This window comes from Pseudomonas putida, assembly GCF_002906855.1.
GTDB classification, from domain to species: Bacteria; Pseudomonadota; Gammaproteobacteria; order Pseudomonadales; family Pseudomonadaceae; genus Aquipseudomonas; species Aquipseudomonas putida_N.
The window spans coordinates 155,491-178,070 of record NZ_MINI01000038.1 but is presented as its reverse complement, the minus strand read 5'-3'; the positions used below and the strand labels follow the sequence as shown (position 1 = coordinate 178,070).

The 22,580-nt window shown below is 58.7% G+C and carries 21 protein-coding genes; 4 read left to right on the top strand and 17 right to left on the bottom strand.

Annotated elements, in window-relative coordinates; all coding sequences use genetic code 11:
• Positions 1 to 21: 21 nt before the first annotated feature.
• The 17 genes from atpD to rpmH form a co-directional block, all read right to left on the bottom strand.
• The gene (gene atpD, locus BGP85_RS13265) at positions 22 to 1,398 is read right to left on the bottom strand and encodes a F0F1 ATP synthase subunit beta (protein WP_008092236.1); all 1,377 of its coding nucleotides are present in this window, start codon (positions 1,396 to 1,398) and stop codon (positions 22 to 24) included.
• Between the two features lie 27 nt (positions 1,399 to 1,425).
• On the bottom strand, positions 1,426 to 2,286 hold the full coding sequence (gene atpG / locus BGP85_RS13260; RefSeq protein ID WP_013974905.1) for a F0F1 ATP synthase subunit gamma: 861 nt from the start codon (positions 2,284 to 2,286) through the stop codon (positions 1,426 to 1,428).
• Between the two features lie 48 nt (positions 2,287 to 2,334).
• Positions 2,335 to 3,879: a F0F1 ATP synthase subunit alpha gene (atpA, locus tag BGP85_RS13255; protein ID WP_060507759.1), complete on the bottom strand. Its 1,545-nt coding sequence runs from the start codon at positions 3,877 to 3,879 to the stop codon at positions 2,335 to 2,337.
• A gap of 21 nt (positions 3,880 to 3,900) precedes the next feature.
• On the bottom strand, positions 3,901 to 4,437 hold the full coding sequence (locus BGP85_RS13250; protein WP_003253191.1) for a F0F1 ATP synthase subunit delta: 537 nt from the start codon (positions 4,435 to 4,437) through the stop codon (positions 3,901 to 3,903).
• 12 nt (positions 4,438 to 4,449) lie between these two features.
• Complete coding sequence (locus tag BGP85_RS13245; protein WP_027917106.1) at positions 4,450 to 4,920, bottom strand: F0F1 ATP synthase subunit B; 471 nt, start codon at positions 4,918 to 4,920, stop codon at positions 4,450 to 4,452.
• Between the two features lie 57 nt (positions 4,921 to 4,977).
• A complete protein-coding gene (gene atpE, locus BGP85_RS13240) occupies positions 4,978 to 5,235 on the bottom strand; it encodes a F0F1 ATP synthase subunit C (protein WP_003097235.1) in 258 nt (85 codons plus the stop codon).
• A gap of 143 nt (positions 5,236 to 5,378) precedes the next feature.
• Positions 5,379 to 6,248, bottom strand: a complete 870-nt coding sequence (atpB, locus tag BGP85_RS13235) for a F0F1 ATP synthase subunit A (RefSeq protein WP_103448395.1) — start codon at positions 6,246 to 6,248, stop codon at positions 5,379 to 5,381.
• 16 nt (positions 6,249 to 6,264) lie between these two features.
• Positions 6,265 to 6,672 carry a F0F1 ATP synthase subunit I gene (locus tag BGP85_RS13230; RefSeq protein ID WP_008092225.1) on the bottom strand — a complete coding sequence of 136 codons (408 nt, stop codon included), beginning with the start codon at positions 6,670 to 6,672 and terminating at the stop codon, positions 6,265 to 6,267.
• 149 nt (positions 6,673 to 6,821) lie between these two features.
• Positions 6,822 to 7,694, bottom strand: a complete 873-nt coding sequence (locus BGP85_RS13225; RefSeq protein WP_103448394.1) for a ParB/RepB/Spo0J family partition protein — start codon at positions 7,692 to 7,694, stop codon at positions 6,822 to 6,824.
• Positions 7,695 to 7,703: 9 nt separating this feature from the next.
• Positions 7,704 to 8,495: a ParA family protein gene (locus BGP85_RS13220; RefSeq protein WP_060507762.1), complete on the bottom strand. Its 792-nt coding sequence runs from the start codon at positions 8,493 to 8,495 to the stop codon at positions 7,704 to 7,706.
• An 18-nt stretch (positions 8,496 to 8,513) separates the two neighbouring features.
• A complete protein-coding gene (gene rsmG / locus BGP85_RS13215) occupies positions 8,514 to 9,164 on the bottom strand; it encodes a 16S rRNA (guanine(527)-N(7))-methyltransferase RsmG (protein WP_103448393.1) in 651 nt (216 codons plus the stop codon).
• The gene (mnmG, locus tag BGP85_RS13210; RefSeq protein WP_103448392.1) at positions 9,161 to 11,053 is read right to left on the bottom strand and encodes a tRNA uridine-5-carboxymethylaminomethyl(34) synthesis enzyme MnmG; all 1,893 of its coding nucleotides are present in this window, start codon (positions 11,051 to 11,053) and stop codon (positions 9,161 to 9,163) included. Before mnmG ends, rsmG begins: the two co-directional genes overlap by 4 nt.
• Before the next feature lie 556 nt (positions 11,054 to 11,609).
• Positions 11,610 to 12,980: a tRNA uridine-5-carboxymethylaminomethyl(34) synthesis GTPase MnmE gene (gene mnmE, locus BGP85_RS13205; RefSeq protein ID WP_103448391.1), complete on the bottom strand. Its 1,371-nt coding sequence runs from the start codon at positions 12,978 to 12,980 to the stop codon at positions 11,610 to 11,612.
• Positions 12,981 to 13,066: 86 nt separating this feature from the next.
• Positions 13,067 to 14,743: a membrane protein insertase YidC gene (gene yidC / locus BGP85_RS13200; RefSeq protein ID WP_103448390.1), complete on the bottom strand. Its 1,677-nt coding sequence runs from the start codon at positions 14,741 to 14,743 to the stop codon at positions 13,067 to 13,069.
• Positions 14,744 to 14,745: 2 nt separating this feature from the next.
• Positions 14,746 to 14,991, bottom strand: a complete 246-nt coding sequence (gene yidD / locus BGP85_RS13195) for a membrane protein insertion efficiency factor YidD (protein ID WP_079230263.1) — start codon at positions 14,989 to 14,991, stop codon at positions 14,746 to 14,748.
• Complete coding sequence (rnpA, locus tag BGP85_RS13190) at positions 14,984 to 15,388, bottom strand: ribonuclease P protein component (protein WP_082433472.1); 405 nt, start codon at positions 15,386 to 15,388, stop codon at positions 14,984 to 14,986. The genes yidD and rnpA overlap by 8 nt, the downstream gene beginning before the upstream one ends.
• Positions 15,389 to 15,401: 13 nt before the next feature.
• Positions 15,402 to 15,536 carry a 50S ribosomal protein L34 gene (gene rpmH, locus BGP85_RS13185; protein WP_003253163.1) on the bottom strand — a complete coding sequence of 45 codons (135 nt, stop codon included), beginning with the start codon at positions 15,534 to 15,536 and terminating at the stop codon, positions 15,402 to 15,404.
• A 583-nt stretch (positions 15,537 to 16,119) separates the two neighbouring features.
• Here rpmH and dnaA point away from each other — a divergent pair.
• Genes dnaA through gyrB form a run of 4 tightly spaced genes read left to right on the top strand, consistent with a single transcriptional unit; the run spans position 16,120 to position 22,346 of the window.
• Complete coding sequence (gene dnaA / locus BGP85_RS13180) at positions 16,120 to 17,658, top strand: chromosomal replication initiator protein DnaA (RefSeq protein ID WP_103448389.1); 1,539 nt, start codon at positions 16,120 to 16,122, stop codon at positions 17,656 to 17,658.
• A 40-nt stretch (positions 17,659 to 17,698) separates the two neighbouring features.
• Positions 17,699 to 18,802: a DNA polymerase III subunit beta gene (gene dnaN, locus BGP85_RS13175; protein WP_015268408.1), complete on the top strand. Its 1,104-nt coding sequence runs from the start codon at positions 17,699 to 17,701 to the stop codon at positions 18,800 to 18,802.
• Positions 18,803 to 18,817: 15 nt separating this feature from the next.
• Positions 18,818 to 19,921: a DNA replication/repair protein RecF gene (gene recF, locus BGP85_RS13170; protein ID WP_103448388.1), complete on the top strand. Its 1,104-nt coding sequence runs from the start codon at positions 18,818 to 18,820 to the stop codon at positions 19,919 to 19,921.
• A gap of 4 nt (positions 19,922 to 19,925) precedes the next feature.
• Positions 19,926 to 22,346, top strand: coding sequence for a DNA topoisomerase (ATP-hydrolyzing) subunit B (gene gyrB / locus BGP85_RS13165; RefSeq protein WP_103448387.1), 2,421 nt, complete (start codon positions 19,926 to 19,928; stop codon positions 22,344 to 22,346).
• The last annotated feature ends 234 nt before the right edge of the window (positions 22,347 to 22,580 follow it).

Below are 22,580 nucleotides of genomic sequence, written 5' to 3'. Positions count from 1 at the left end.
GCCCCTTGCGGGGCGCCGGGATTACAGTTTCTTGGCTTTCTCGATCGCTTCGTCGATGCTGCCGACCATGTAGAACGCTTGTTCTGGCAGGTGGTCGTAGTCACCTTTGAGGATGCCGCTGAAGCCAGCGATGGTGTCTTTCAGGGAAACGTACTTGCCTGGCGAACCGGTGAAGACTTCGGCCACGAAGAACGGCTGCGACAGGAAGCGCTGGATCTTACGAGCGCGGGCTACCAGTTGCTTGTCGCTTTCGGACAGTTCGTCCATACCCAGGATCGCGATGATGTCCTTCAGCTCTTTGTAGCGCTGCAGAACATACTGAACGCCACGAGCGGTGTCGTAGTGTTCGTTGCCGATCACGTTCGGGTCCAGCTGGCGCGAAGTCGAGTCCAGTGGGTCGACCGCTGGGTAGATACCCAGGGAGGCGATGTCACGGGACAGAACGACGGTGGCGTCCAAGTGGGCGAAGGTGGTCGCTGGCGACGGGTCGGTCAGGTCGTCCGCAGGTACGTATACGGCCTGTACGGAGGTGATCGAGCCTTCTTTGGTCGAAGTGATACGCTCTTGCAGAACGCCCATCTCTTCGGCCAGGGTCGGCTGGTAACCTACTGCCGAAGGCATACGGCCCAGCAGTGCGGATACTTCGGTACCGGCCAGGGTGTAACGATAGATGTTGTCGACGAACAGCAGTACGTCGTTACCTTCGTCACGGAACTTCTCAGCCATGGTCAGGCCGGTCAGCGCTACGCGCAGACGGTTTCCTGGTGGCTCGTTCATCTGACCGTAGACCAGCGCTACCTTGTCGAGAACGTTGGAGTCCTTCATCTCGTGGTAGAAGTCGTTACCCTCACGAGTACGCTCACCCACACCAGCGAACACGGAGTAACCGCTGTGTTCCATGGCGATGTTACGGATCAGTTCCATCATGTTTACGGTCTTGCCGACACCGGCACCACCGAACAGACCAACTTTACCACCCTTGGCGAACGGGCAAACCAGGTCGATAACCTTGATGCCGGTTTCCAGCAGGTCGTTGCCGCCTGCCTGGTCAGCGAACGAAGGCGCTGGCTGGTGGATACCGCGACGCTCTTCTTCGCCGATCGGGCCGGCTTCGTCGATCGGGTTGCCCAGTACGTCCATGATACGGCCCAGAGTGGCCTTACCAACTGGAACGGAAATGGCAGCACCGGTGTCAACGACATCCAGACCGCGCTTCAGGCCTTCGGTCGAGCCCATCGCAATGGTACGAACCACGCCGTCGCCCAGCTGCTGCTGAACTTCGAGGGTGGTTTCCGCGCCTTGTACTTTCAGCGCGTTGTAAACACTCGGTACGACGTCACGTGGGAATTCCACGTCGATGACGGCGCCGATGATTTGAACGATACGTCCGCTACTCATAGCTGGATCCTCTGAATTTTTGAACCGTTAAACCGCGGCAGCGCCGCCGACGATTTCCGAGATCTCCTGGGTGATCGCAGCCTGACGCGCCTTGTTGTAGATCAACTGAAGCTCTTTGATCAAATCACCGGCGTTGTCTGTGGCGTTCTTCATGGCGATCATCCGGGCTGCCTGTTCAGCAGCGTTGTTCTCGACCACCGCCTGGTATACCTGCGACTCCACGTAACGCACCATCAAGCCGTCCAGCAGCTCTTTTGCGTCGGGTTCGTACAGGTAATCCCAGTGATGCTTGAGATCCTGATCCGGGGTTGCCACCAACGGTACCAATTGCTCGACCGTCGGTTTTTGGGTCATGGTGTTGATGAACTTGTTCGAAACCACCGAGAGGCGATCGATACGGCCGTCCAGGTAGGCGTCCAGCATCACTTTGACGGAGCCGATCAGATCGTTGATCGATGGCTCTTCGCCCAGGTGGCTGATCGCAGCTACGACGTTGCCGCCAAAGATGCGGAAGAAAGTCGCACCCTTGCTGCCGATCACGCACAGGTCGATTTCAACGCCCTGTTCGCGGTTTTCGTTCATGTCCTTGACCAGGGCCTTGAACAGGTTGGTGTTCAAGCCACCGCACAGACCACGGTCACTGCTCACCACGATATAACCGGCGCGCTTTACAGGGCGCTCGATCATGAACGGGTGGCGGTATTCCGGGTTGGCGTTGGCCAGATGACCGATCACCTGGCGGATACGCTCCGCGTAAGGACGGCTAGCAGCCATGCGCATTTGTGCCTTGCGCATCTTGCTGACCGCCACTTTCTCCATGGCGCTGGTAATTTTTTGCGTGCTTTTGATGCTCGCAATCTTACTGCGAATCTCTTTTGCGCCTGCCATGTATCACCTATCAGGTTAGCAAGCGGGGGCCTGGGCCCCCGCTGCGGCTTACCAGGTCTGGGTGGCCTTGAACTTCTCGAGACCGGCTTTCATGCCAGCGTCGATTTCGTCGTTGAAGTCACCCTTCACGTTGATCTTCGCCATCAGTTCGGCGTGATCACGGTTGAAGTAGGCGATCAGTGCTTGCTCGAAGCTACCGACCTTGGAGACTTCTACGTCAGTCAGGAAACCACGCTCAGCGGCGTACAGCGACAGAGCCATGTCCGCGATGGACATTGGCGCGTACTGCTTCTGCTTCATCAGCTCGGTAACGCGCTGACCATGCTCCAGCTGCTTGCGGGTCGCTTCGTCCAGATCGGAAGCGAACTGGGCGAATGCAGCCAGTTCACGGTACTGAGCCAGAGCGGTACGAATACCACCGGACAGCTTCTTGATGATCTTGGTCTGAGCGGCACCACCTACGCGGGATACCGAAACACCGGCGTTCACTGCAGGGCGGATGCCCGAGTTGAACATGGCCGATTCCAGGAAGATCTGACCGTCGGTGATGGAAATCACGTTGGTCGGAACGAACGCAGAAACGTCGCCAGCCTGGGTTTCGATGATCGGCAGGGCGGTCAGGGAACCGGTCTTGCCAGTGACTGCGCCGTTGGTGAACTTCTCGACGTACTCTTCCGAAACGCGCGATGCACGCTCCAGCAGACGGGAGTGGAGATAGAACACGTCGCCTGGGTACGCTTCACGTCCTGGTGGACGGCGCAGCAGCAGGGAGATCTGACGGTAAGCAACGGCCTGCTTGGACAGGTCATCGTAAACGATCAGGGCGTCTTCACCGCGGTCACGGAAGAACTCGCCCATGGTGCAGCCGGCGTATGGCGCCAGGAACTGCAGTGCGGCGGATTCCGAAGCACTGGCAACGACCACGATGGTGTTGGCCAGGGCGCCGGCTTCTTCCAGCTTGCGAACGATGTTGGCAACGGTAGAACGCTTCTGGCCGACAGCTACATAAACACAGAAAATACCGGAGTCTTTCTGGTTGATGATGGCGTCGATGGCCATGGCGGTCTTGCCGATCTGACGGTCACCGATGATCAGCTCGCGCTGGCCACGGCCGACAGGGATCATGGCGTCGACGGACTTGTAACCAGTCTGTACAGGCTGGTCTACCGACTTACGCCAGATCACGCCTGGAGCGACTTTCTCGACCGCGTCGGTCTGAGTGTTGCCCAGAGGACCTTTGCCGTCGATCGGGTTGCCCAGTGCGTCAACGACGCGACCCAGCAGTTCCTTACCAACCGGAACTTCCAGGATGCGGCCGGTGCACTTGGCGCTCATGCCTTCGGCGAGGGTGTCATAGGCACCCAGGATCACTGCACCTACGGAGTCTTGCTCCAGGTTCAGGGCCATGCCGAATACGCTGCCAGGGAACTCGATCATTTCGCCGTACATGACGTCGGCCAGACCGTGGATCCGCACGATACCGTCGGATACCGAAACAACGGTACCTTCGTTACGGGCTTGGGAGCTCACATCGAGGTTGTCGATGCGGCCCTTGATGATTTCACTAATTTCGGAAGGATTGAGTTGCTGCATTGCTCTGCTGCCCCTTCAAACTCAAGATTTCAATGCTTCGGCCAGTTTCGCGATCTTGCCGCGAACAGAGCCATCGATTACCAGGTCACCAGCGCGGATGACGACGCCGCCAATCAGGCTGGCATCCTCCGACGCGTGCAGGCGAACTTCCTGGCCTAGCCGTGCACTGAGAACCTTGGCGAGTTTGTCTTGCTGTTCTTGGTTCAACGCGAAGGCACTGGTGACTTCCACGTCCACGGATTTCTCTTGCTCGGCCTTGTACAGGTCGAACAGGGCGGCAATCTCCGGCAGAAGCAGGAGACGGTCGTTTTCCGCGGCAACATGAATGAAATTCTGTGCCTGTGCATTGAACTTGTCACCGCACACGTCAATGAACGTGGCGGCCTTTTCTGCGCTCGTCAGTCGCGGGGCCTTGAGCAGGCGCTGCATGGTGTCGTCTTGCGACACCGCAGCAGCCAGGCCGAGCATGGCTGACCAATTGGCCAGTTGCTGATGGGCCTGGGCATGCTCAAAGGCAGCCTTAGCGTAAGGTCGGGCCAACGTGGTCAGTTCTGCCATGATCGCCCTCGCTTAAATTTCAGCGGCCAGTTTGTTAACCAGCTCCGCATGCGCGTTTTGATCGATTGTGGCGCCAAGGATCTTTTCAGCACCGCCAACAGCCAGGGCACCCACTTGGGCACGCAGGGCGTCTTTAGCGCTGTTCAGTTCCTGTTCGATCTCGGCCAGAGCCTGAGCCTTCACACGGTCAGCTTCGACGCGGGCCTGGTCACGGGCTTCCTCGACAAGCTGAGCAGCGCGTTTCTTGCTTTGCTCAATGATTTCGGCTGCCTGTGCTTTAGCTTCACGCAGTTGCTGACCCACTTTCTCTTGGGCCAGCTCCAGGTCGCGAGCTGCGCGGTTGGCAGCGTCCAAGCCGTCGGCAATCTTCTTTTGACGCTCTTGCAGAGCAGTGATGACCGGAGGCCATACGTACTTCATGCAGAAGAGTACAAAAATCAGGAAGGCAACGGATTGGCCAATCAGGGTTGCATTAATGTTCACGCCAACACCTCGCTCGGTCTTAATTCATCACAGCCATCAACTCGTGGTTACGAGTGATTAGCCGGCGATCTGACCAACGAACGGATTCGCGAAGGTGAAGAACAGAGCGATACCAACACCGATCATGGTTACGGCGTCGAGCAGACCGGCAACGATGAACATTTTCACCTGCAGCATCGGAACCATTTCTGGTTGACGAGCAGCGCCTTCCAGGAATTTGCCGCCCAGCAGGCCGAAACCAATGGCGGTACCCAGAGCACCCAGGCCGATCAGCAGAGCAACAGCGATAGCGGTCAGACCAACTACAGTTTCCATCTTTCCTCCCGACTTTTACGTCGTATTGGTTAGGTTTTTAAGTTGAAGCGGTAAAACAAATCGTTTGGTACAGCTGCCCTTGCGGACTTTTAAAGCCCTCCCCCCAAACGAGCGGGGAAGGCTACAAGACACGCCAGGCGGTCTTAATGGTTATCTTCATGAGCCATCGACAGGTAGACGATGGTCAGCATCATGAAGATGAAAGCTTGCAGCGTGATGATCAGGATGTGGAACACAGCCCACGCCCACTGCAGCACGATACCCAGGCCACTCAGCCAGAGGATGCCGGCGCCGAACATCACGGCGATCAGGATGAACACCAGCTCGCCGGCGTACATGTTGCCGAAAAGACGCAGTGCCAGGGAGATCGGCTTGGCGATCAGGGTGACGAATTCCAGCAGGAAGTTCACCGGGATCAGCAGGATCTGAACGAAGATGTTCTTGCTGCCGAACGGATGCAGGGTGAGCTCACCGATGAAGCCGCCCAGGCCCTTGACCTTGATGCTGTAGAAGATGATCAGGGCGAACACGCTGAAGGCCATGGCCAGGGTCGCGTTCGGGTCGGTGGTCGACACGGCGCGGAACGGAATGTGCGGATCACCGGAGATCAGCATGGCCAGCTGAGGAATCCAGTCGACCGGTACCAGGTCGATGGCGTTCATCAGGAACACCCAGACGAAGATGGTCAGTGCCAGCGGAGCGATGACCGGGCTACGGCCGTGGAAGGAGTCCTTCACGCTGCCGTGGACGAAGTCCACCATCACTTCAACGAAGTTCTGCAGGCCGCCAGGTTGGCCGGAAGTCGCCTTCTTGGCCGCCATGCGGAAGATGAACAGGAAGATCAGACCCAGCGCGACGGACCAACCCAGGGTGTCCAGGTGGAACGCCCAGAAGCCCATTGCCTTGGCTTCTGCAGCCGAATGGGCAAAGCCCCAGCTGCCGTCTGGTAGTTGACCGTAGGTCAGGTTCTGCAAGTGGTGCTGGATATAGCCCGAAGCGGTTTCTGCTGCCATGGTTGCCTCAAACGCCCTAAGGTCTCGAAAGTCTTTTATTCATCAGCAGGGGCGCGAACCAGCTGACCAAAAGGGTCAACACGAAGACGCCGAATACTGCTAACGGCGCCAGTGGCTTCACTCCTGCGAAGGTCAGTGCAAAAAGCACTGCCGTCAAAATCATCTTGCCTGCTTCGCCCGCGTAAAACGACTTGACGATAGCTTGTGCCGCCCGAGCTCCGCTGAAGCGAAAAGCCTTCCAGGCGAAATACACATTGGGCAGCCAGGCAATCAAACCTCCGCAAAGGCCTGAATATCCACTGACCGCCCCTTTCCACTGCCACAACACCAAAGTTGCCAGCAGTAGTACGACGAATTGAGCCAGCAGTACCGGAAAAACCGCCCAGCGATGGAAAGGCAGGCGGTTTGGCGTGCGGATTTCCATCACAACTGCTCCTCGGAAGTCGACCAACAAGTCAGCTATGACTTGGCATAATTTGTGCCGACAAAATGCGCGCAGAGTATAGGGGTGGATTAACCCCTATTCAACTCTTCGGTAGTGATTTCCGACTGCGCGCTACAACGGGAATTGTTTCAACGGATGTGAGCAAGCACGCCTTGCAACTCGTCAAGCGAGTTGTAGCGAATAACCAATTGGCCTTTGCCCTTGTTGCCGTGGCGTATCTGCACGGCAGAGCCCAAGCGCTCTGCGAGCCGCTGTTCAAGGCGCGCGATGTCCGGATCAGGCTTGCTCGGTTCGATCGGATCAGGCTTGCCATTGAGCCACTGACGGACCAGCGCCTCGGTTTGGCGCACGGTGAGGCCACGTGCGACAACATGACGCGCCCCCTCTTCCTGACGATCTTCCTCGAGGCCGAGCAAGGCACGGGCGTGGCCCATCTCCAGGTCGCCGTGGGCGAGCATGGTCTTGATCGCCTCGGGCAGCGAGATAAGGCGCAGCAGGTTGGCCACGGTTACCCGCGACTTGCCCACGGCATCGGCCACCTGTTGCTGGGTCAGCTCGAACTCCTGCTGCAGGCGCTGCAGGGCCAGGGCTTCTTCCAGCGGGTTGAGGTCTTCGCGCTGAATGTTCTCGATCAGCGCCATGGCGATGGCGGCTTCATCCGGCACTTCGCGCACCATCGCCGGGATGGTGTCGAGACCGGCCTGCTGGGTGGCGCGCCAGCGGCGCTCACCAGCAATGATCTCGTAGCGGCTACCGTCGATCGGACGAACCACGATCGGCTGCATCACACCGTGGTTGCGGATCGAGTGCGCGAGTTCTTCCAGTGCCTCGGGGTCCATGTCGCGGCGCGGCTGGTACTTGCCGCGCTGGATCAGTTCAACGGGCAGATGTTGCAGTTCTTTCTGGTCGATCTTCACAGCCTGCTCTTCGAGCGCGCTGACGGAAGGACCACTGAGCAGTGCATCCAACCCACGTCCGAGACCCCGTTTCTTAACGGCCATGCGGATTCCTTAAGTTGTTTGTGCAGTGCGAGATTGACGGCGTTGACGGCGTACCAGTTCCCCGGCCAGGGCCAGATAGGCCAGTGCGCCACGCGATTGCTTGTCGTACGCCAGCGCCGGCATGCCGAAGCTCGGGGCCTCGGCCAGGCGGATGTTGCGCGGAATGACCGTGTCGTACAGTTGCTCGCCGAAGTGTTCCTTGAGCTGCGCCGACACATCGTTGTTCAGGCTCAGGCGCGGATCGTACATGGTCCGCAGCAGGCCTTCGATCTTCAGCTGCGGGTTCAACCGCGCTGCGATGCGCTTGATGTTATCCACAAGGTCGCTGAGACCTTCCAGTGCGTAGTACTCGCACTGCATCGGGATAATTACGCCATCGGAAGCGACCAAGGCGTTGAGCGTCAGCATCGACAGCGACGGCGGGCAGTCGATGAGGATGAAATCGTAGTTTTCGCGGATCGGCGCCAGCGCGTTGCGCAGGCGGCTTTCCTTGACCTGCATTTCCAGCAGCACCACTTCCGCGGCGGTCAGGTCGCGGTTGGCCGGCAGCAGCTGGTAGGCGCCATGCTCGGAATAGTGCATGGCCTGGGCAAGGTCGCATTCCCCGATCAGCAGGTCATAGACCGAATGCTCGAGTTCGTGTTTGTCCACACCGCTGCCCATGGTCGCGTTGCCCTGCGGATCGAGGTCGATCAGCAGCACACGACGCTTGGTCGCGGCCAGCGATGCTGCGAGGTTGATACAGGTGGTGGTCTTGCCGACACCACCTTTCTGGTTCGCGATTGCGAATACCTTAGCCATTGTTGCGTGTGTTCCCAATCAAGCCTTGCGGCGCAGTATCAGCAGATGGCGCTGGCCCTGGCAACCTGGAACGGTCAGGGCCTGCTCGCTTTCTACTGTGAAGTCTGCGGGCAATGCTACCAGTTCATCGGCAGGATGCAGCCCCTTCATTGCAAGCCATTGCGTCCCGGTGTCGCCCAGATGGCGGGTCCAGTTGGTGAAGTTCTCCATGCTGCTGAAGGCGCGGGAGATGATGCCGCTGAACGGTAGCGACGGCTGGAAGGCTTCGACCCGGCTGTGGATAACCGTGAGGTTGTCCAGTTTCAGCTCCATCTTCACCTGGGTCAGGAAGCGCGTCTTCTTGCCGTTGGCGTCCAGCACCGTCACCTGCTTGTGCGGATGCAGGATAGCCAAAGGAATCCCAGGCATACCACCGCCGCTGCCAACATCCAGCCAGTTGTCACGCTCGCTGTGGATAAACGACATGACACTGAGGCTGTCGAGCAGATGGCGGGAAACCATCTCATCCGGGTCGCGCACGGCAGTGAGGTTGTAGGCTTTGTTCCATTTGATCAACAGGGCCAGGTAGCCCAGCAGCTTTTCGTGCTGCTCGGCGCTCAGCTCGACATCAAGCTGGCGCGCACCTGTGGACAACTCGTCGGCGTGTTGCGGGGTGACCAGGGAACTCAAGCGCTTTGCTCCAATTCGCGGCCAGCGCCGCGTTTTTTCAGATGAATCAGCAACAGGGAAATCGCCGCCGGAGTAACGCCGGGGATGCGCGAAGCCTGGCCCAGGGTCTCTGGACGGGTCTGGCCGAGCTTGCCCTGGATTTCCTTCGACAGCCCGGAAATCGTGGTGTAGTCGATATCCACAGGCAGGCGGGTGTCTTCACTGGCGCGCAGGCGGGCAATCTCGTCCTGCTGGCGGTCGATGTAACCGGCGTACTTGGTCTTGATCTCGACCTGTTCGGCAACCTGTGGATCGATTTCTGCACCGCCGGTCGCTTCGATCAGCCCGGCATAGTCGATCTCTGGACGGGCCAGCAGGTTGAGCAGGCTGTACTCGTGGGCCAGCGGGGTACCGAACTTATCCACAATGGCTTGGCCTTGCTCGGTGTTCGGGCGCACCCAGGTCGACTTCAGGCGCTGCTCTTCCCGCTCGATGCCGTCGCGCTTGGCACAGAACGCCGCCCAGCGATCGTCATCGATCAGGCCGAGCTCGCGACCTTTCTCGGTCAGGCGCAGGTCGGCGTTGTCTTCACGCAGGATCAGCCGGTATTCGGCGCGCGAAGTGAACATGCGATACGGCTCCTGGGTACCCAGGGTAATCAGGTCGTCGACCAGTACACCGATGTACGCCTCGTCGCGGCGCGGGCACCAACTTTCGCGGCCTTGCGCACGCAGCGCGGCGTTGGTCCCGGCCAGCAGGCCCTGGGCGCCGGCTTCTTCGTAGCCGGTGGTGCCGTTGATCTGGCCGGCGAAGAACAGGCCACCGATGACTTTGGTCTCGAGGCTGTACTTCAGGTCACGCGGGTCGAAATAGTCGTACTCGATGGCGTAGCCCGGGCGGACGATATGGGCGTTTTCCATGCCGCGGATCGAGCGCACCAGCTCCAGCTGCACATCGAATGGCAGCGAAGTGGAAATACCGTTGGGATACAGCTCGTGGGTGGTCAGGCCTTCCGGCTCGATGAACACCTGGTGGCTTTCCTTGTCGGCGAAGCGGTGGATCTTGTCTTCGATCGACGGGCAATAGCGCGGGCCGACACCTTCGATCACACCCGAGTACATCGGCGAACGGTCAAGATTCGAGGCAATGATCTCGTGGGTGCGGGCGTTGGTGTGAGTAATCCAGCAGCTCACCTGGCGCGGGTGCATCTCAGCATTGCCCATGAACGACATCACCGGGATCGGAGTGTCGCCTGGCTGCTCGGTCATGACCGAAAAGTCTACGGAACGCCCATCGATACGCGGTGGAGTACCGGTCTTCAGGCGGCCGACGCGCAGCGGCAGTTCACGCATGCGGTGAGCCAAAGCGATCGAAGGCGGATCACCGGCGCGACCACCGGAATGGTTCTCCAGACCGATGTGGATAAGGCCACCAAGGAACGTACCGGTGGTCAGCACCACGGATTCGGCGAAGAAGCGCAGACCCATCTGGGTCACCACACCTTTGACCTGGTCCTGTTCGACGATCAGGTCGTCGCAGGACTGCTGGAATATCCACAGGTTCGGCTGGTTTTCCAGGATCTCGCGTACCACCGCCTTGTAGATGGCGCGGTCGGCTTGCGCACGGGTGGCGCGTACGGCCGGGCCCTTGCGGTTGTTCAGGATGCGGAACTGGATGCCGCTCTTGTCGGTGGCCAGCGCCATGGCGCCGCCGAGTGCATCGATCTCTTTGACCAGATGGCTTTTGCCGATGCCACCAATGGCGGGGTTGCAGCTCATGTGACCGAGGGTTTCCACGTTATGGGTCAACAGCAGGGTTTTCACACCCATGCGTGCTGACGCAAGCGCAGCCTCGGTACCGGCATGGCCGCCGCCGATGACGATCACTTCAAAACGGGAAGGGAAATCCACCACGCACCTCGTGCCTGTTTTTGCGAATAGAGAAGGTAAGCCGACAAGTATAGGGACTTCACCCCCTCTAAAGGAACCGTCTGAGCAAATTTTGACCAGTCTGTGGATGAGTGGCAGACAACAGAATCAAAGAAGAGAAATTTAAAAAAGCTTTGTTTTTATGTTTATTCTTATGCACAGCCTTCTCTGTGGATAAGATTCTGTAGGCCAATATATACATGGTGTACAGAGAAATTGAACCCTGTGGCTTACCCACCATGAGGGTTATGGATAACGTCCTTTAGCCTGTGGATTAAATGCCTGTTTACCCACAGGAGGATTTGTCCTCAGAAAAAAAGCCTGCTTATCAACGGAGCTGAAGGCGGGTTTTCCACAGGGCTCCTGAGCAGGGTATTTGTATTTGTGGATAGATTTCCCTATGCCTGAACGGGCCTCTTCGCGGATAAGCCGCTCCGACAGAGGTGGGGTGGTATTTGAAAGATCCGACGAGTGGATAAATTGCAGGCAAAAAAAAGCCGCTCCCGGAGGAGCGGCCTAGGTTTTAGCTAGCTGTGGATTACTTGCCGATGCAGAAACTGGAGAAGATCCGCCCCAGCAGATCATCGGAACTGAACGCACCGGTGATCTCACCGAGCGCCTGCTGCGCCTGACGCAAGTCCTCGGCCAGCAGTTCACCCGCGCCAGCCAGGGTCAACTGTGCGCGACCATGCTCCAGGTGCGAACTGGCCTGGCGCAAGGCATCGAGGTGGCGCCGGCGGGCGCTGAAACCGCTCTCGGCGGTCTGTTCATAACCCATGCAGGCCTTGAGATGATCACGCAGCAGTTGCAGCCCCTGGTCGTCACCCTTGGCGCTCAGGGTGATGGTGACGTGACCGTCGTCGCATTGTTTCAGGTCTACCCGCTCACCGCTGAGATCGGCCTTGTTGCGAATCAGTGTGACCTTGCCCGGGTCTGGCCGCTGGTCGAGAAACTCAGGCCACAAGGCGAACGGATCACTGGCCTCGGGGGCGGTGGAGTCGACCACCAGCAGCACTCTATCGGCCTCGCCAATGGCCTTTAGCGCGCGTTCCACGCCGATCTTTTCCACATGGTCGTCGGTATCCCGCAGGCCGGCTGTATCAACCACATGCAGTGGCATGCCGTCGATGTGAATATGTTCGCGCAGGATGTCCCGGGTGGTGCCGGCGATATCAGTAACGATAGCTGCCTCACGCCCCGCCAGCTGGTTCAGCAGGCTCGATTTGCCGGCATTTGGCCGGCCGGCGATGACCACTGTCATGCCGTCACGCAGCAAGGCGCCCTGCCCGGCCTCGCGCTGCACGGTGGATAACTCGCTGCGCACCGCATCGAGCATCGACAACACATGGCCATCGGCAAGGAAGTCGATTTCCTCTTCAGGAAAGTCGATCGCAGCCTCGACGTAGATGCGCAGGGCAATCAACGCCTCTGTCAGGCTATGCACACGCTTGGAGAACTCACCCTGCAGTGAGCGCAAGGCATTGCGCGCAGCCTGGCTGGAGCTTGCTTCAATCAGGTCAGCAATGGCTTCGGCCTGGGCCAGGTCGAGCTTGTCGTTGAGGAAAGCACGCTCGCTGAACTCGCCCGGACGCGCCAGACGGCAGCCCAGTTGTACACACCGCTGCAGCAGCATATCCAGGACCACAGGGCCGCCATGCCCCTGCAGCTCGAGTACATCTTCACCCGTGAACGAGTTGGGACCTGGGAAGTACAGCGCGATGCCTTCATCCAGCACCAGGCCTTCCTCGTCGCGGAATGGCCCGTAGTGGGCGTGGCGTGGCGCCAGCGTTCGGCCGGTAATCAGCTGCCCCGCCTTGCTCGCCAATGGGCCGGACAACCTCACGATACCGACGCCTCCGCGGCCCTGGGCAGTGGCGATGGCGGCGATGGTTTCACGCACAGTGTTCATGCTCGAAAGCCTCTACGACAAAAACGACAGATAGCAAAAACGCCCCCGAGGGGGCGTTTTTATTCACAGGCTAGCGCAGTAGCCCGTCAAGCAGCAGCTTTTTTGGTGGCTGCTTCGATACGGCGGGTGATGTACCACTGCTGAGTGATCGACAGGCAGTTGTTCACAACCCAGTACAGCACGAGACCAGCCGGGAACCACAGGAAGAAGAAGGTGAAGATGATCGGCATCATTTTCATCACCTTGGCCTGCATCGGATCCGGAGGTGTCGGGTTCAGACGCTGCTGGATGAACATGGTGGCGCCCATGATGATCGGCAGGATGAAGAACGGATCCTTGATCGACAGGTCGGTGATCCACAGCATCCATGGGGCCTGGCGCATCTCGACGCTTTCCAGCAGTACCCAGTAGAGGGACAGGAACACTGGCATCTGCACCAGGATCGGCAAGCAGCCGCCCAGCGGGTTGATCTTCTCTTTCTTGTACAGCTCCATCATCGCCTGGGACATCTTCTGGCGATCGTCACCGAAGCGTTCCTTCAGTGCGGCGAGCTTCGGTGCCACGGCACGCATGCGCGCCATCGAGCGGTAGCTGGCAGCCGACAGTGGGAAGAACAGGCCCTTGATGAGCATGGTCAGCACGATGATCGACCAGCCCCAGTTACCCAGCAGACTGTGGATATGTTGCAGCAGCCAGAAGATAGGCTGGGCGATAAACCACAGGAAGCCGTAATCGACGGTCAGTTCCAGGCCTGGGGACAACTCTTTCAGCTTGGACTGGATCTTTGGACCGGCATACAGCATGGCGCTGGTTTCGACCTTGCCGCCAGCAGGAACACTGAGGGCCGGGCCGGTGTAGCCAATGATGTAGTTGCCCTGGCTGTCCTTGCGCGTCTGGACAACATTGTTGTCCGACTTCGCCGGAATCCAGGCTGTCACGAAGTAGTGCTGCAGCCAGGCAACCCAGCCGCCCGACACATTTTCTTTCAAACTACCTTTGTCGATATCCTTCATCGAGACCTTTTTGTAAGGCTCGGAAGCCGTCCACATAGCGGCGCCCAGGTAGGTCGCGGTGCCGGTGGCGGTGCTCGACGATGGATCGGAACTGGCGTCACGCTTGAGCTGGGCAAACATGTTGCCGTTCCAGGCCTGGCCGCTCTGGTTGTCGATCAGGTAGCTGACGGTCAGGTCGTATTCACCGCGCTTGAAGCTGAAGCGCTTGATGTAGTTGACGCCGTTGTCGCTGAACTTCAGGTCGACGACCAGTTGGTCCTGGCCATCAGCCAGCTGGTAGCTCTTCTGCTCGGCAGCGTACAGCGGACGACCCGACGAACGGGCATCCGGGCCGTTGGCGCCGGTCAGGCCGCTCTGTGCCAGGTAGATACGCTCGCCACCGTTGTCGAACAACTGGAACGGAATGTCCGGATGGTCCTGACGGCGTGGGTATTTCGGCAGGTTCAGCTGGACGATGTCACCACCGACCGGATCGATAGCCAGTTCCAGGACATCGGTCTTGATCCGGATCAGATCCTTGCTGACCGCGGCCGGAGCCAGTTCGGCAGGGCTGGATTCGGCATTGGCGCTCGGCACATCGGCGCTGGCGGTACCGGCCGGCACACCATCCGGCAAGGCCGGAGCGACAGTGCTGGCAGCAGTATTCTGAGTCGGCAGGGCAGCCTGGCCGTAGTCCTCGTTCCACTTGAGGACCATGACGTAGGACACGATTGCCAGGGCGACGATCAGGATCGTGCGTTTAATATCCATGATTACTCGGCTATCGAAGAAGTTCGGGAGGAAGGAGCGGGGGGAACGGGATCGAAACCGCCGTCGTTCCACGGATGACAACGCCCCAGGCGACGAACGGCTAGCCACCCGCCACGCAAGAGGCCATGGTTCTCAATGGCTTCAAGAGCGTAACAGGAGCAACTGGGGTAGAAACGACAGTGGTTGGCCATCAGGGGACTGATGGCGTAACGGTAAAACTGGATCGGAACGAGGGCCAGTTTACGCATTTTGACTGTCTACCCCTGCGGAATCGGCGTTTGCCGCTGGAGTTGGCCGGCTGCGCGCCAGGCGTTTCCAGAGCTTGCCAAAGTGTTGGTGCAATTCCGGGTTTTCTATCTCACCCAATCCCTTGCGCGCGACGATCACTATATCCAGGCCACCCAGCAATTGCTGGTTGAGCCGGAAGGAATCGCGCATCAAGCGCTTGAGGCGGTTGCGTTGAACGGCGAGCTTGACGCTCTTCTTGCCGATCACCAGGCCGAGGCGCGGGTGATCCAGGCCGTTCTCGCGAGCAAGGATCAGCAGGTTTTTCCCTGGAACCTTGCCGGTTGGGGAGTCGAAGACCGCTTTGAAGTGCCGGGGTGTAAGCAGTCGCTTTTCCCGACTGAAGTCCTGACTCACCACCTGTGCCGAAAAATCAAATGGCCAGACGCTTACGGCCTTTGGCACGACGACGCGACAGAACAGCGCGGCCGTTCTTGGTAGCCATACGGGCACGGAAGCCGTGGGTGCGAGCGCGCTTGATGGTGCTTGGTTGGAAAGTACGTTTCATGGCGTTGTTACCTGGTTTGTCGACTACGGGCCGGAATGGCCCCCTTTTTAAGAGATCGGCGATTCTAGAGAAAGCAAGCCCATAGGTCAATTTCCAACCAGCCTTTCCTTATAGAACGCGCCCTGACCGCTGGATGCCAGGGTGGGTTGATCAGGCAGGCAGGCGGACGACAAAATGATAAAAAAGAAGAGACATATAAAAAGCTTTTCTGAAGAACTTATAACTCTTAGGTGGATAACTTTCTGTGGATAACATCATGCAGCCTATGAATTTCGCGATGTACAGAGATTTAAAACCTTGTCGGTAACAGGTGCTGCGCTTGTGTCGGACGTGCGGAAAGCCTGTGGATAGAAAGGCTCTTTATCCACCGGTGAGTTATCAACAGGGTTGGGTCCAGGGTTGTGCATAGCCCTCATGGTCGGTTATCCACAGACCTTATTCACAGAGGTTGGAAGACGTTTTTGCCGCTAAATGGCTGTTTTGTCATGGCTCAGAATGTTTCCACATGTGGATAACTGATCGCTCGACCGGTACAATGGCGGTTTGTTTTTGCCTCATCCGGCTTTCAACTCAGGGGATATCCGTGTCAGTGGAACTTTGGCAGCAGTGCGTGGAGCTTCTGCGCGATGAACTGCCTGCCCAGCAATTCAACACCTGGATCCGTCCGCTACAGGTCGAAGCCGAAGGCGACGAGTTGCGCGTCTATGCGCCTAACCGTTTCGTGCTCGATTGGGTGAATGAAAAGTACCTTGGCCGTCTGCTCGAACTGTTGGGTGAAAACGGCAGCGGCATGGCGCCAGCCCTTTCCTTGTTAATAGGCAGCCGTCGCAGCTCTGCGCCACGTGCTGCACCCAATGCCCCAGTCAGTGCTGCAGTCGCGGCTTCGCTTGCACACAGCCAGACCCAACAGGCCACTGCGCCTGCGGCCGTTGCCGTTGCCGAGCCGGTTCAGGCGCCAGTAGCTGAACCGGCGCAGGTGAATGAAGCTGCTGAGCCGGCTTCGCGTGACAGCTTCGATGGCATGGGCGACAGCAGTTCGGCTCCGGTTGCTGGCAGCCGCACCGAGCAGCGCACGGTCCAGGTGGAAGGCGCGCTCAAGCACACCAGCTATCTGAACCGCACCTTTACCTTCGAGACCTTTGTCGAAGGTAAGTCGAACCAACTGGCCCGCGCTGCGGCCTGGCAGGTCGCCGACAACCCGAAGCATGGTTACAACCCGCTGTTCCTTTATGGTGGCGTGGGCCTGGGTAAGACCCACCTGATGCATGCTGTGGGTAACCACCTGCTGAAGAAGAACCCGAATGCCAAGGTCGTGTACCTGCATTCCGAGCGCTTCGTCGCGGACATGGTCAAGGCGCTGCAGCTCAACGCAATCAATGAATTCAAGCGCTTCTACCGCTCGGTCGATGCGCTGCTGATCGACGACATCCAGTTCTTCGCCCGTAAAGAGCGTTCACAGGAAGAGTTCTTCCACACCTTCAACGCCTTGCTCGAGGGCGGCCAGCAGGTGATTCTCACCAGCGACCGTTACCCGAAGGAGATCGAAGGCCTGGAAGAACGCCTGAAGTCGCGCTTCGGCTGGGGCCTGACGGTAGCTGTCGAGCCACCGGAACTGGAAACCCGCGTGGCGATCCTGATGAAGAAGGCCGACCAGGCCAAGGTCGAGCTGCCGCATGATGCTGCGTTTTTCATCGCCCAGCGCATTCGCTCCAACGTACGTGAACTCGAAGGCGCCCTGAAGCGGGTGATTGCTCACTCGCACTTCATGGGCCGTGACATCACCATCGAGCTGATTCGCGAGTCGTTGAAGGACCTGCTGGCGCTTCAGGACAAGCTGGTGAGTGTGGATAACATTCAGCGCACCGTGGCCGAGTACTACAAGATCAAGATCGCCGATCTGTTGTCCAAACGCCGTTCGCGCTCCGTTGCGCGCCCGCGTCAGGTAGCCATGGCACTGTCGAAGGAGCTGACCAACCACAGTCTGCCGGAAATCGGCGACATGTTTGGTGGTCGCGACCACACCACCGTGCTGCACGCCTGCCGCAAGATCAACGAATTGAAGGAATCCGACGCGGACATCCGCGAGGACTACAAGAACCTGCTGCGGACGTTGACGACTTGATGGTCGTCAGCGCAGCTAATTGAAGGCAAGGGACTAGACCATGCATTTCACCATTCAACGCGAAGCCCTGTTGAAACCCCTGCAACTGGTCGCCGGTGTCGTCGAGCGCCGCCAGACCTTGCCGGTGCTGTCCAACGTCCTGCTGGTCGTGCAAGGCCAGCAGCTGTCGTTGACCGGTACCGACCTGGAAGTCGAACTGGTTGGCCGCGTGCAACTGGAAGAGCCGGCCGAGCCAGGCGAGATCACTGTCCCTGCGCGCAAGCTGATGGACATCTGCAAGAGCCTGCCGAACGACGTTCTGATCGATATCAAGGTCGATGAGCAGAAGCTCCTGGTCAAAGCCGGCCGTAGTCGCTTCACCTTGTCGACCCTGCCAGCCAACGATTTCCCGACCGTTGAAGAAGGCCCGGGTTCGCTGACCTGCAACCTGGAGCAGAGCAAACTGCGCCGCCTGATCGAGCGCACCAGCTTCGCCATGGCTCAGCAGGACGTGCGTTACTACCTCAACGGTATGCTGCTGGAAGTGTCGCGCAACACCCTGCGTGCGGTTTCCACCGACGGTCACCGCCTTGCACTGTGCTCGATGAGCGCACCGATCGAGCAGGATGATCGCCATCAGGTCATCGTTCCACGTAAAGGTATTCTCGAGCTGGCGCGCCTGCTCACTGATCCGGAAGGCATGGTCAGCATCGTGCTCGGTCAGCACCACATCCGAGCGACCACTGGTGAGTTCACCTTCACCTCCAAACTGGTCGACGGCAAGTTCCCGGACTACGAACGCGTACTGCCGAAAGGGGGTGACAAGCTGGTCGTCGGTGACCGCCAGGCGCTGCGTGAAGCGTTCAGCCGTACCGCTATTCTTTCCAACGAGAAATACCGCGGTATTCGCCTGCAGTTGGCCGCCGGCCAGCTGAAAATCCAGGCCAACAACCCTGAGCAGGAAGAAGCTGAAGAAGAGATCAGCGTGGACTACGAAGGTAGCTCGCTGGAGATCGGCTTCAACGTCAGCTATCTGCTGGACGTGTTGGGCGTTATGACTACCGAGCAAGTTCGTCTGATTCTGTCTGACTCCAACAGCAGTGCGCTGCTGCAGGAAGCTGGCAATGACGATTCTTCCTACGTTGTCATGCCGATGCGCCTCTAATCCGTAGCAGGCGAAATGTCCCTTCGACGTATCATGGTCACCGCGGTGCGCAATCTGCACCCGGTGACTCTCTCACCTTCCCCCCGCATCAATATCCTCTACGGCGCCAACGGCAGCGGCAAGACCAGTGTGCTCGAAGCCGTGCACCTTCTCGGCCTCGCTCGGTCATTCCGCAGCACGCGGCTGAACCCGGTCATACAGTATGAGCAGCCTGCCTGCACCGTATTTGGCGAAGTTCAGTTGGCTGAAGGTGGTACGAGTAATCTGGGCGTCTCCAGGGAGCGGGCGGGCGAATTCACTATCCGCATCGACGGACAGAATGCCAAGAGCGCCGCTCAACTGGCTGAACTGTTGCCGCTGCAACTGATCAACCCGGACAGTTTTAGGTTGCTGGAAGGCGCACCGAAAATCCGCCGGCAGTTTCTCGATTGGGGTGTGTTTCACGTGGAACCTCGGTTCCTGCCAGCCTGGCAACGTCTGCAGAAGGCGCTGCGGCAGCGGAACTCATGGTTGCGGCATGGTACACTTGACCCAGCTTCGCAAGCCGCCTGGGACCGGGAGTTATGCCTGGCCAGCGCGGAAATAGATGAATACCGTCGCAACTACATCAAGGCCTTGAAGCCCGTCTTCGAGCAAACCCTGAGCGAGCTGGTCGAGCTGGACGGGTTGACCCTGAGCTACTACCGAGGCTGGGACAAGGACCGGGAACTGCAAGAAGTACTCGCCTCCTCTCTCCTTCGCGATCAGCAGATGGGCCATACCCAGGCCGGCCCGCAGCGTGCTGATCTACGTCTTCGTCTGGCTGCCAATAACGCTGCCGACATCTTGTCGCGTGGTCAGCAAAAGCTGGTGGTGTGCGCACTGCGCATTGCCCAGGGTCATCTCGTCAGCCAGGCTCGTCGCGGCCACTGTATTTATCTCGTTGACGACCTGCCGTCCGAGCTGGATGACCAGCATCGCCGCGCGCTGTGCCGCTTGCTTGAAGAATTACGCTGCCAGGTGTTCATCACCTGTGTAGATCACGAATTACTGAGGGAAGGCTGGCAAACGGAAACGCCAGTTGCCTTGTTCCACGTGGAACAAGGCCGTATCACCCAGACCCACGACCATCGGGAGTGAAGGCATGAGCGAAAATCAAACGTACGACTCCTCCAGCATCAAAGTGCTGAAAGGTTTGGATGCCGTACGCAAGCGTCCCGGCATGTACATTGGCGACACCGATGATGGTAGCGGCCTGCACCACATGGTCTTCGAGGTGGTCGACAACTCGATCGACGAAGCCCTCGCCGGTCACTGCGATGACATCACCGTCATCATCCACACGGACGAATCCATCAGCGTGCGCGACAACGGTCGCGGCATTCCGGTCGACGTGCATAAAGAAGAAGGCGTTTCCGCAGCCGAGGTCATCATGACCGTGCTGCACGCCGGCGGTAAATTCGACGACAACTCCTACAAGGTATCCGGCGGTCTGCACGGTGTAGGTGTTTCGGTAGTTAACGCCCTGTCCGAGAAGCTGGTGCTGACTGTTCGCCGCAGCGGCAAGATCTGGGAACAGACCTACGTTCACGGTGTTCCTCAGGCGCCGATGGCCGTCGTCGGTGACAGCGAAACCACCGGTACCCACATCCATTTCAAGCCTTCGGCTGAAACCTTCAAGAACATCCACTTTAGCTGGGACATCCTGGCAAAGCGGATTCGCGAGCTGTCGTTCCTCAACTCGGGTGTCGGCATCCTGCTGAAGGACGAGCGCTCGGGCAAGGAAGAGTTCTTCAAGTACGAAGGTGGTTTGAAGGCATTCGTTGAATACCTCAACACCAACAAGACCCCGGTCAACTCGCAGGTCTTCCACTTCAACATCCAGCGTGACGATGGCGTGGGTGTCGAGATTGCCCTTCAGTGGAACGACAGCTTCAACGAAAACCTGCTGTGCTTCACCAACAACATTCCACAGCGTGACGGCGGTACTCACCTGGTCGGTTTCCGCTCCTCGCTGACCCGTAGCCTGAACAGCTACATCGAGCAGGAAGGCCTGGCCAAGAAGAACAAGGTCGCCACCACCGGTGACGATGCCCGTGAAGGCCTGACCGCGATCATTTCGGTGAAGGTGCCGGATCCTAAGTTCAGCTCGCAGACCAAGGACAAGCTGGTCTCCTCGGAGGTGAAAACCGCCGTGGAACAAGAGATGAACAAGTACTTCGCGGACTTCCTGCTGGAAAACCCGAACGAAGCCAAGGCCGTGGTCGGCAAGATGATCGACGCTGCCCGTGCTCGTGAAGCGGCGCGTAAAGCCCGTGAAATGACTCGCCGCAAAGGCGCGCTGGATATCGCCGGCCTGCCGGGAAAACTGGCCGACTGCCAGGAGAAGGACCCTGCCCTCTCCGAACTGTACCTTGTGGAGGGTGACTCCGCAGGCGGCTCGGCCAAGCAAGGCCGTAACCGTCGTACCCAGGCGATCCTGCCACTGAAGGGTAAGATCCTCAACGTCGAGAAAGCGCGCTTCGACAAGATGATCTCCTCCCAGGAAGTGGGCACGCTCATCACTGCACTGGGCTGCGGTATCGGCCGCGAAGAGTACAACATCGACAAGCTGCGTTATCACAACATCATCATCATGACCGATGCTGACGTCGACGGTTCGCACATCCGTACCCTGCTGCTGACTTTCTTCTTCCGTCAGCTGCCGGAGCTGGTCGAGCGCGGCTACATCTACATCGCCCAGCCGCCGCTGTACAAGGTCAAGAAGGGCAAGCAGGAGCAGTACATCAAGGACGACGAGGCCATGGAAGAATACATGACCCAATCGGCCCTGGAAGATGCCAGCCTGCACCTGGACGAATCGGCGCCAGCCGTTTCCGGCGTACAGCTGGAAACCCTGGTGAATGAATTCCGCGCGGTGATGAAGACCCTCAAGCGCCTGTCGCGCTTGTACCCGGAAGACCTCACCGAACACTTCATCTACCTGCCGGAAGTCACTTTGGAGCAACTGGGCGACCACGCCGTGATGCAAGGCTGGCTGGTGAAGTTCCAGGAGCGTCTGAGCAACTGCCAGAAGTCGGGCCTGGTCTATCAGGCCAGCCTGCGCGAAGACAAGGAGCGCAATGTCTGGCTGCCGGAAGTGGAAGTTACCTCCCACGGTCTGGCCAGCTACGTCACCTTCAACCGTGACTTCTTTGGCAGCAACGACTACCGCTCGGTGGTGACCCTGGGTGCCAAGCTGTCTACCCTACTCGGCGAAGGTGCCTACGTGCAGCGCGGTGAACGTCGCAAGGCAATTACTGAGTTCAAGGAAGCCCTCGACTGGCTGATGAACGAAAGCACCAAGCGCCACACCATCCAGCGATACAAAGGTCTGGGTGAGATGAACCCGGAGCAGCTGTGGGAAACCACGATGGACCCAACCGTCCGCCGCATGCTCAAGGTCACCATCGAAGACGCGATTGCCGCCGACCAGATCTTCAATACCCTGATGGGCGACGCGGTGGAGCCACGCCGTGACTTCATCGAAAGCAATGCGCTGTCGGTATCGAACCTGGACTTCTGATTGGTGTAGGTTCACAGAAAAGCTGCACGCTTTCACAAATAGATGACCGGCCGGGCTTCAACCATGGCCCCTGTCGGTCACCATCAAGCCCGCCTTCGCGGGCTTTTTTTTGCCTGGAATTCCTGCCGGGGCGCCCTACTCCGCTCATTGGAAAATGATGCAGATGGGGGGATTTGAGGAAGTGATTTGATGGGGCGCTGGAAGTGCTGAGAGGGTCGGCGGGCGGATCTGAGC

Excerpts from the sequence above, each read along its gene's own strand:
- atpD (WP_008092236.1), bottom strand. The coding sequence starts at position 1,398 with ATGAGTAGCGGACGTATCGTTCAAATCATCGGCGCCGTCATCGACGTG.
- atpG (WP_013974905.1), bottom strand. The coding sequence starts at position 2,286 with ATGGCAGGCGCAAAAGAGATTCGCAGTAAGATTGCGAGCATCAAAAGC.
- atpA (WP_060507759.1), bottom strand. The coding sequence starts at position 3,879 with ATGCAGCAACTCAATCCTTCCGAAATTAGTGAAATCATCAAGGGCCGC.
- BGP85_RS13250 (WP_003253191.1), bottom strand. The coding sequence starts at position 4,437 with ATGGCAGAACTGACCACGTTGGCCCGACCTTACGCTAAGGCTGCCTTT.
- atpE (WP_003097235.1), bottom strand. The coding sequence starts at position 5,235 with ATGGAAACTGTAGTTGGTCTGACCGCTATCGCTGTTGCTCTGCTGATC.
- atpB (WP_103448395.1), bottom strand. The coding sequence starts at position 6,248 with ATGGCAGCAGAAACCGCTTCGGGCTATATCCAGCACCACTTGCAGAAC.
- BGP85_RS13230 (WP_008092225.1), bottom strand. The coding sequence starts at position 6,672 with ATGGAAATCCGCACGCCAAACCGCCTGCCTTTCCATCGCTGGGCGGTT.
- BGP85_RS13225 (WP_103448394.1), bottom strand. The coding sequence starts at position 7,694 with ATGGCCGTTAAGAAACGGGGTCTCGGACGTGGGTTGGATGCACTGCTC.
- BGP85_RS13220 (WP_060507762.1), bottom strand. The coding sequence starts at position 8,495 with ATGGCTAAGGTATTCGCAATCGCGAACCAGAAAGGTGGTGTCGGCAAG.
- mnmE (WP_103448391.1), bottom strand. The coding sequence starts at position 12,980 with ATGAACACTGTGCGTGAAACCATCGCCGCCATCGCCACTGCCCAGGGC.
- yidC (WP_103448390.1), bottom strand. The coding sequence starts at position 14,743 with ATGGATATTAAACGCACGATCCTGATCGTCGCCCTGGCAATCGTGTCC.
- yidD (WP_079230263.1), bottom strand. The coding sequence starts at position 14,991 with ATGCGTAAACTGGCCCTCGTTCCGATCCAGTTTTACCGTTACGCCATC.
- rpmH (WP_003253163.1), bottom strand. The coding sequence starts at position 15,536 with ATGAAACGTACTTTCCAACCAAGCACCATCAAGCGCGCTCGCACCCAC.
- dnaN (WP_015268408.1), top strand. The coding sequence starts at position 17,699 with ATGCATTTCACCATTCAACGCGAAGCCCTGTTGAAACCCCTGCAACTG.
- recF (WP_103448388.1), top strand. The coding sequence starts at position 18,818 with ATGTCCCTTCGACGTATCATGGTCACCGCGGTGCGCAATCTGCACCCG.
- gyrB (WP_103448387.1), top strand. The coding sequence starts at position 19,926 with ATGAGCGAAAATCAAACGTACGACTCCTCCAGCATCAAAGTGCTGAAA.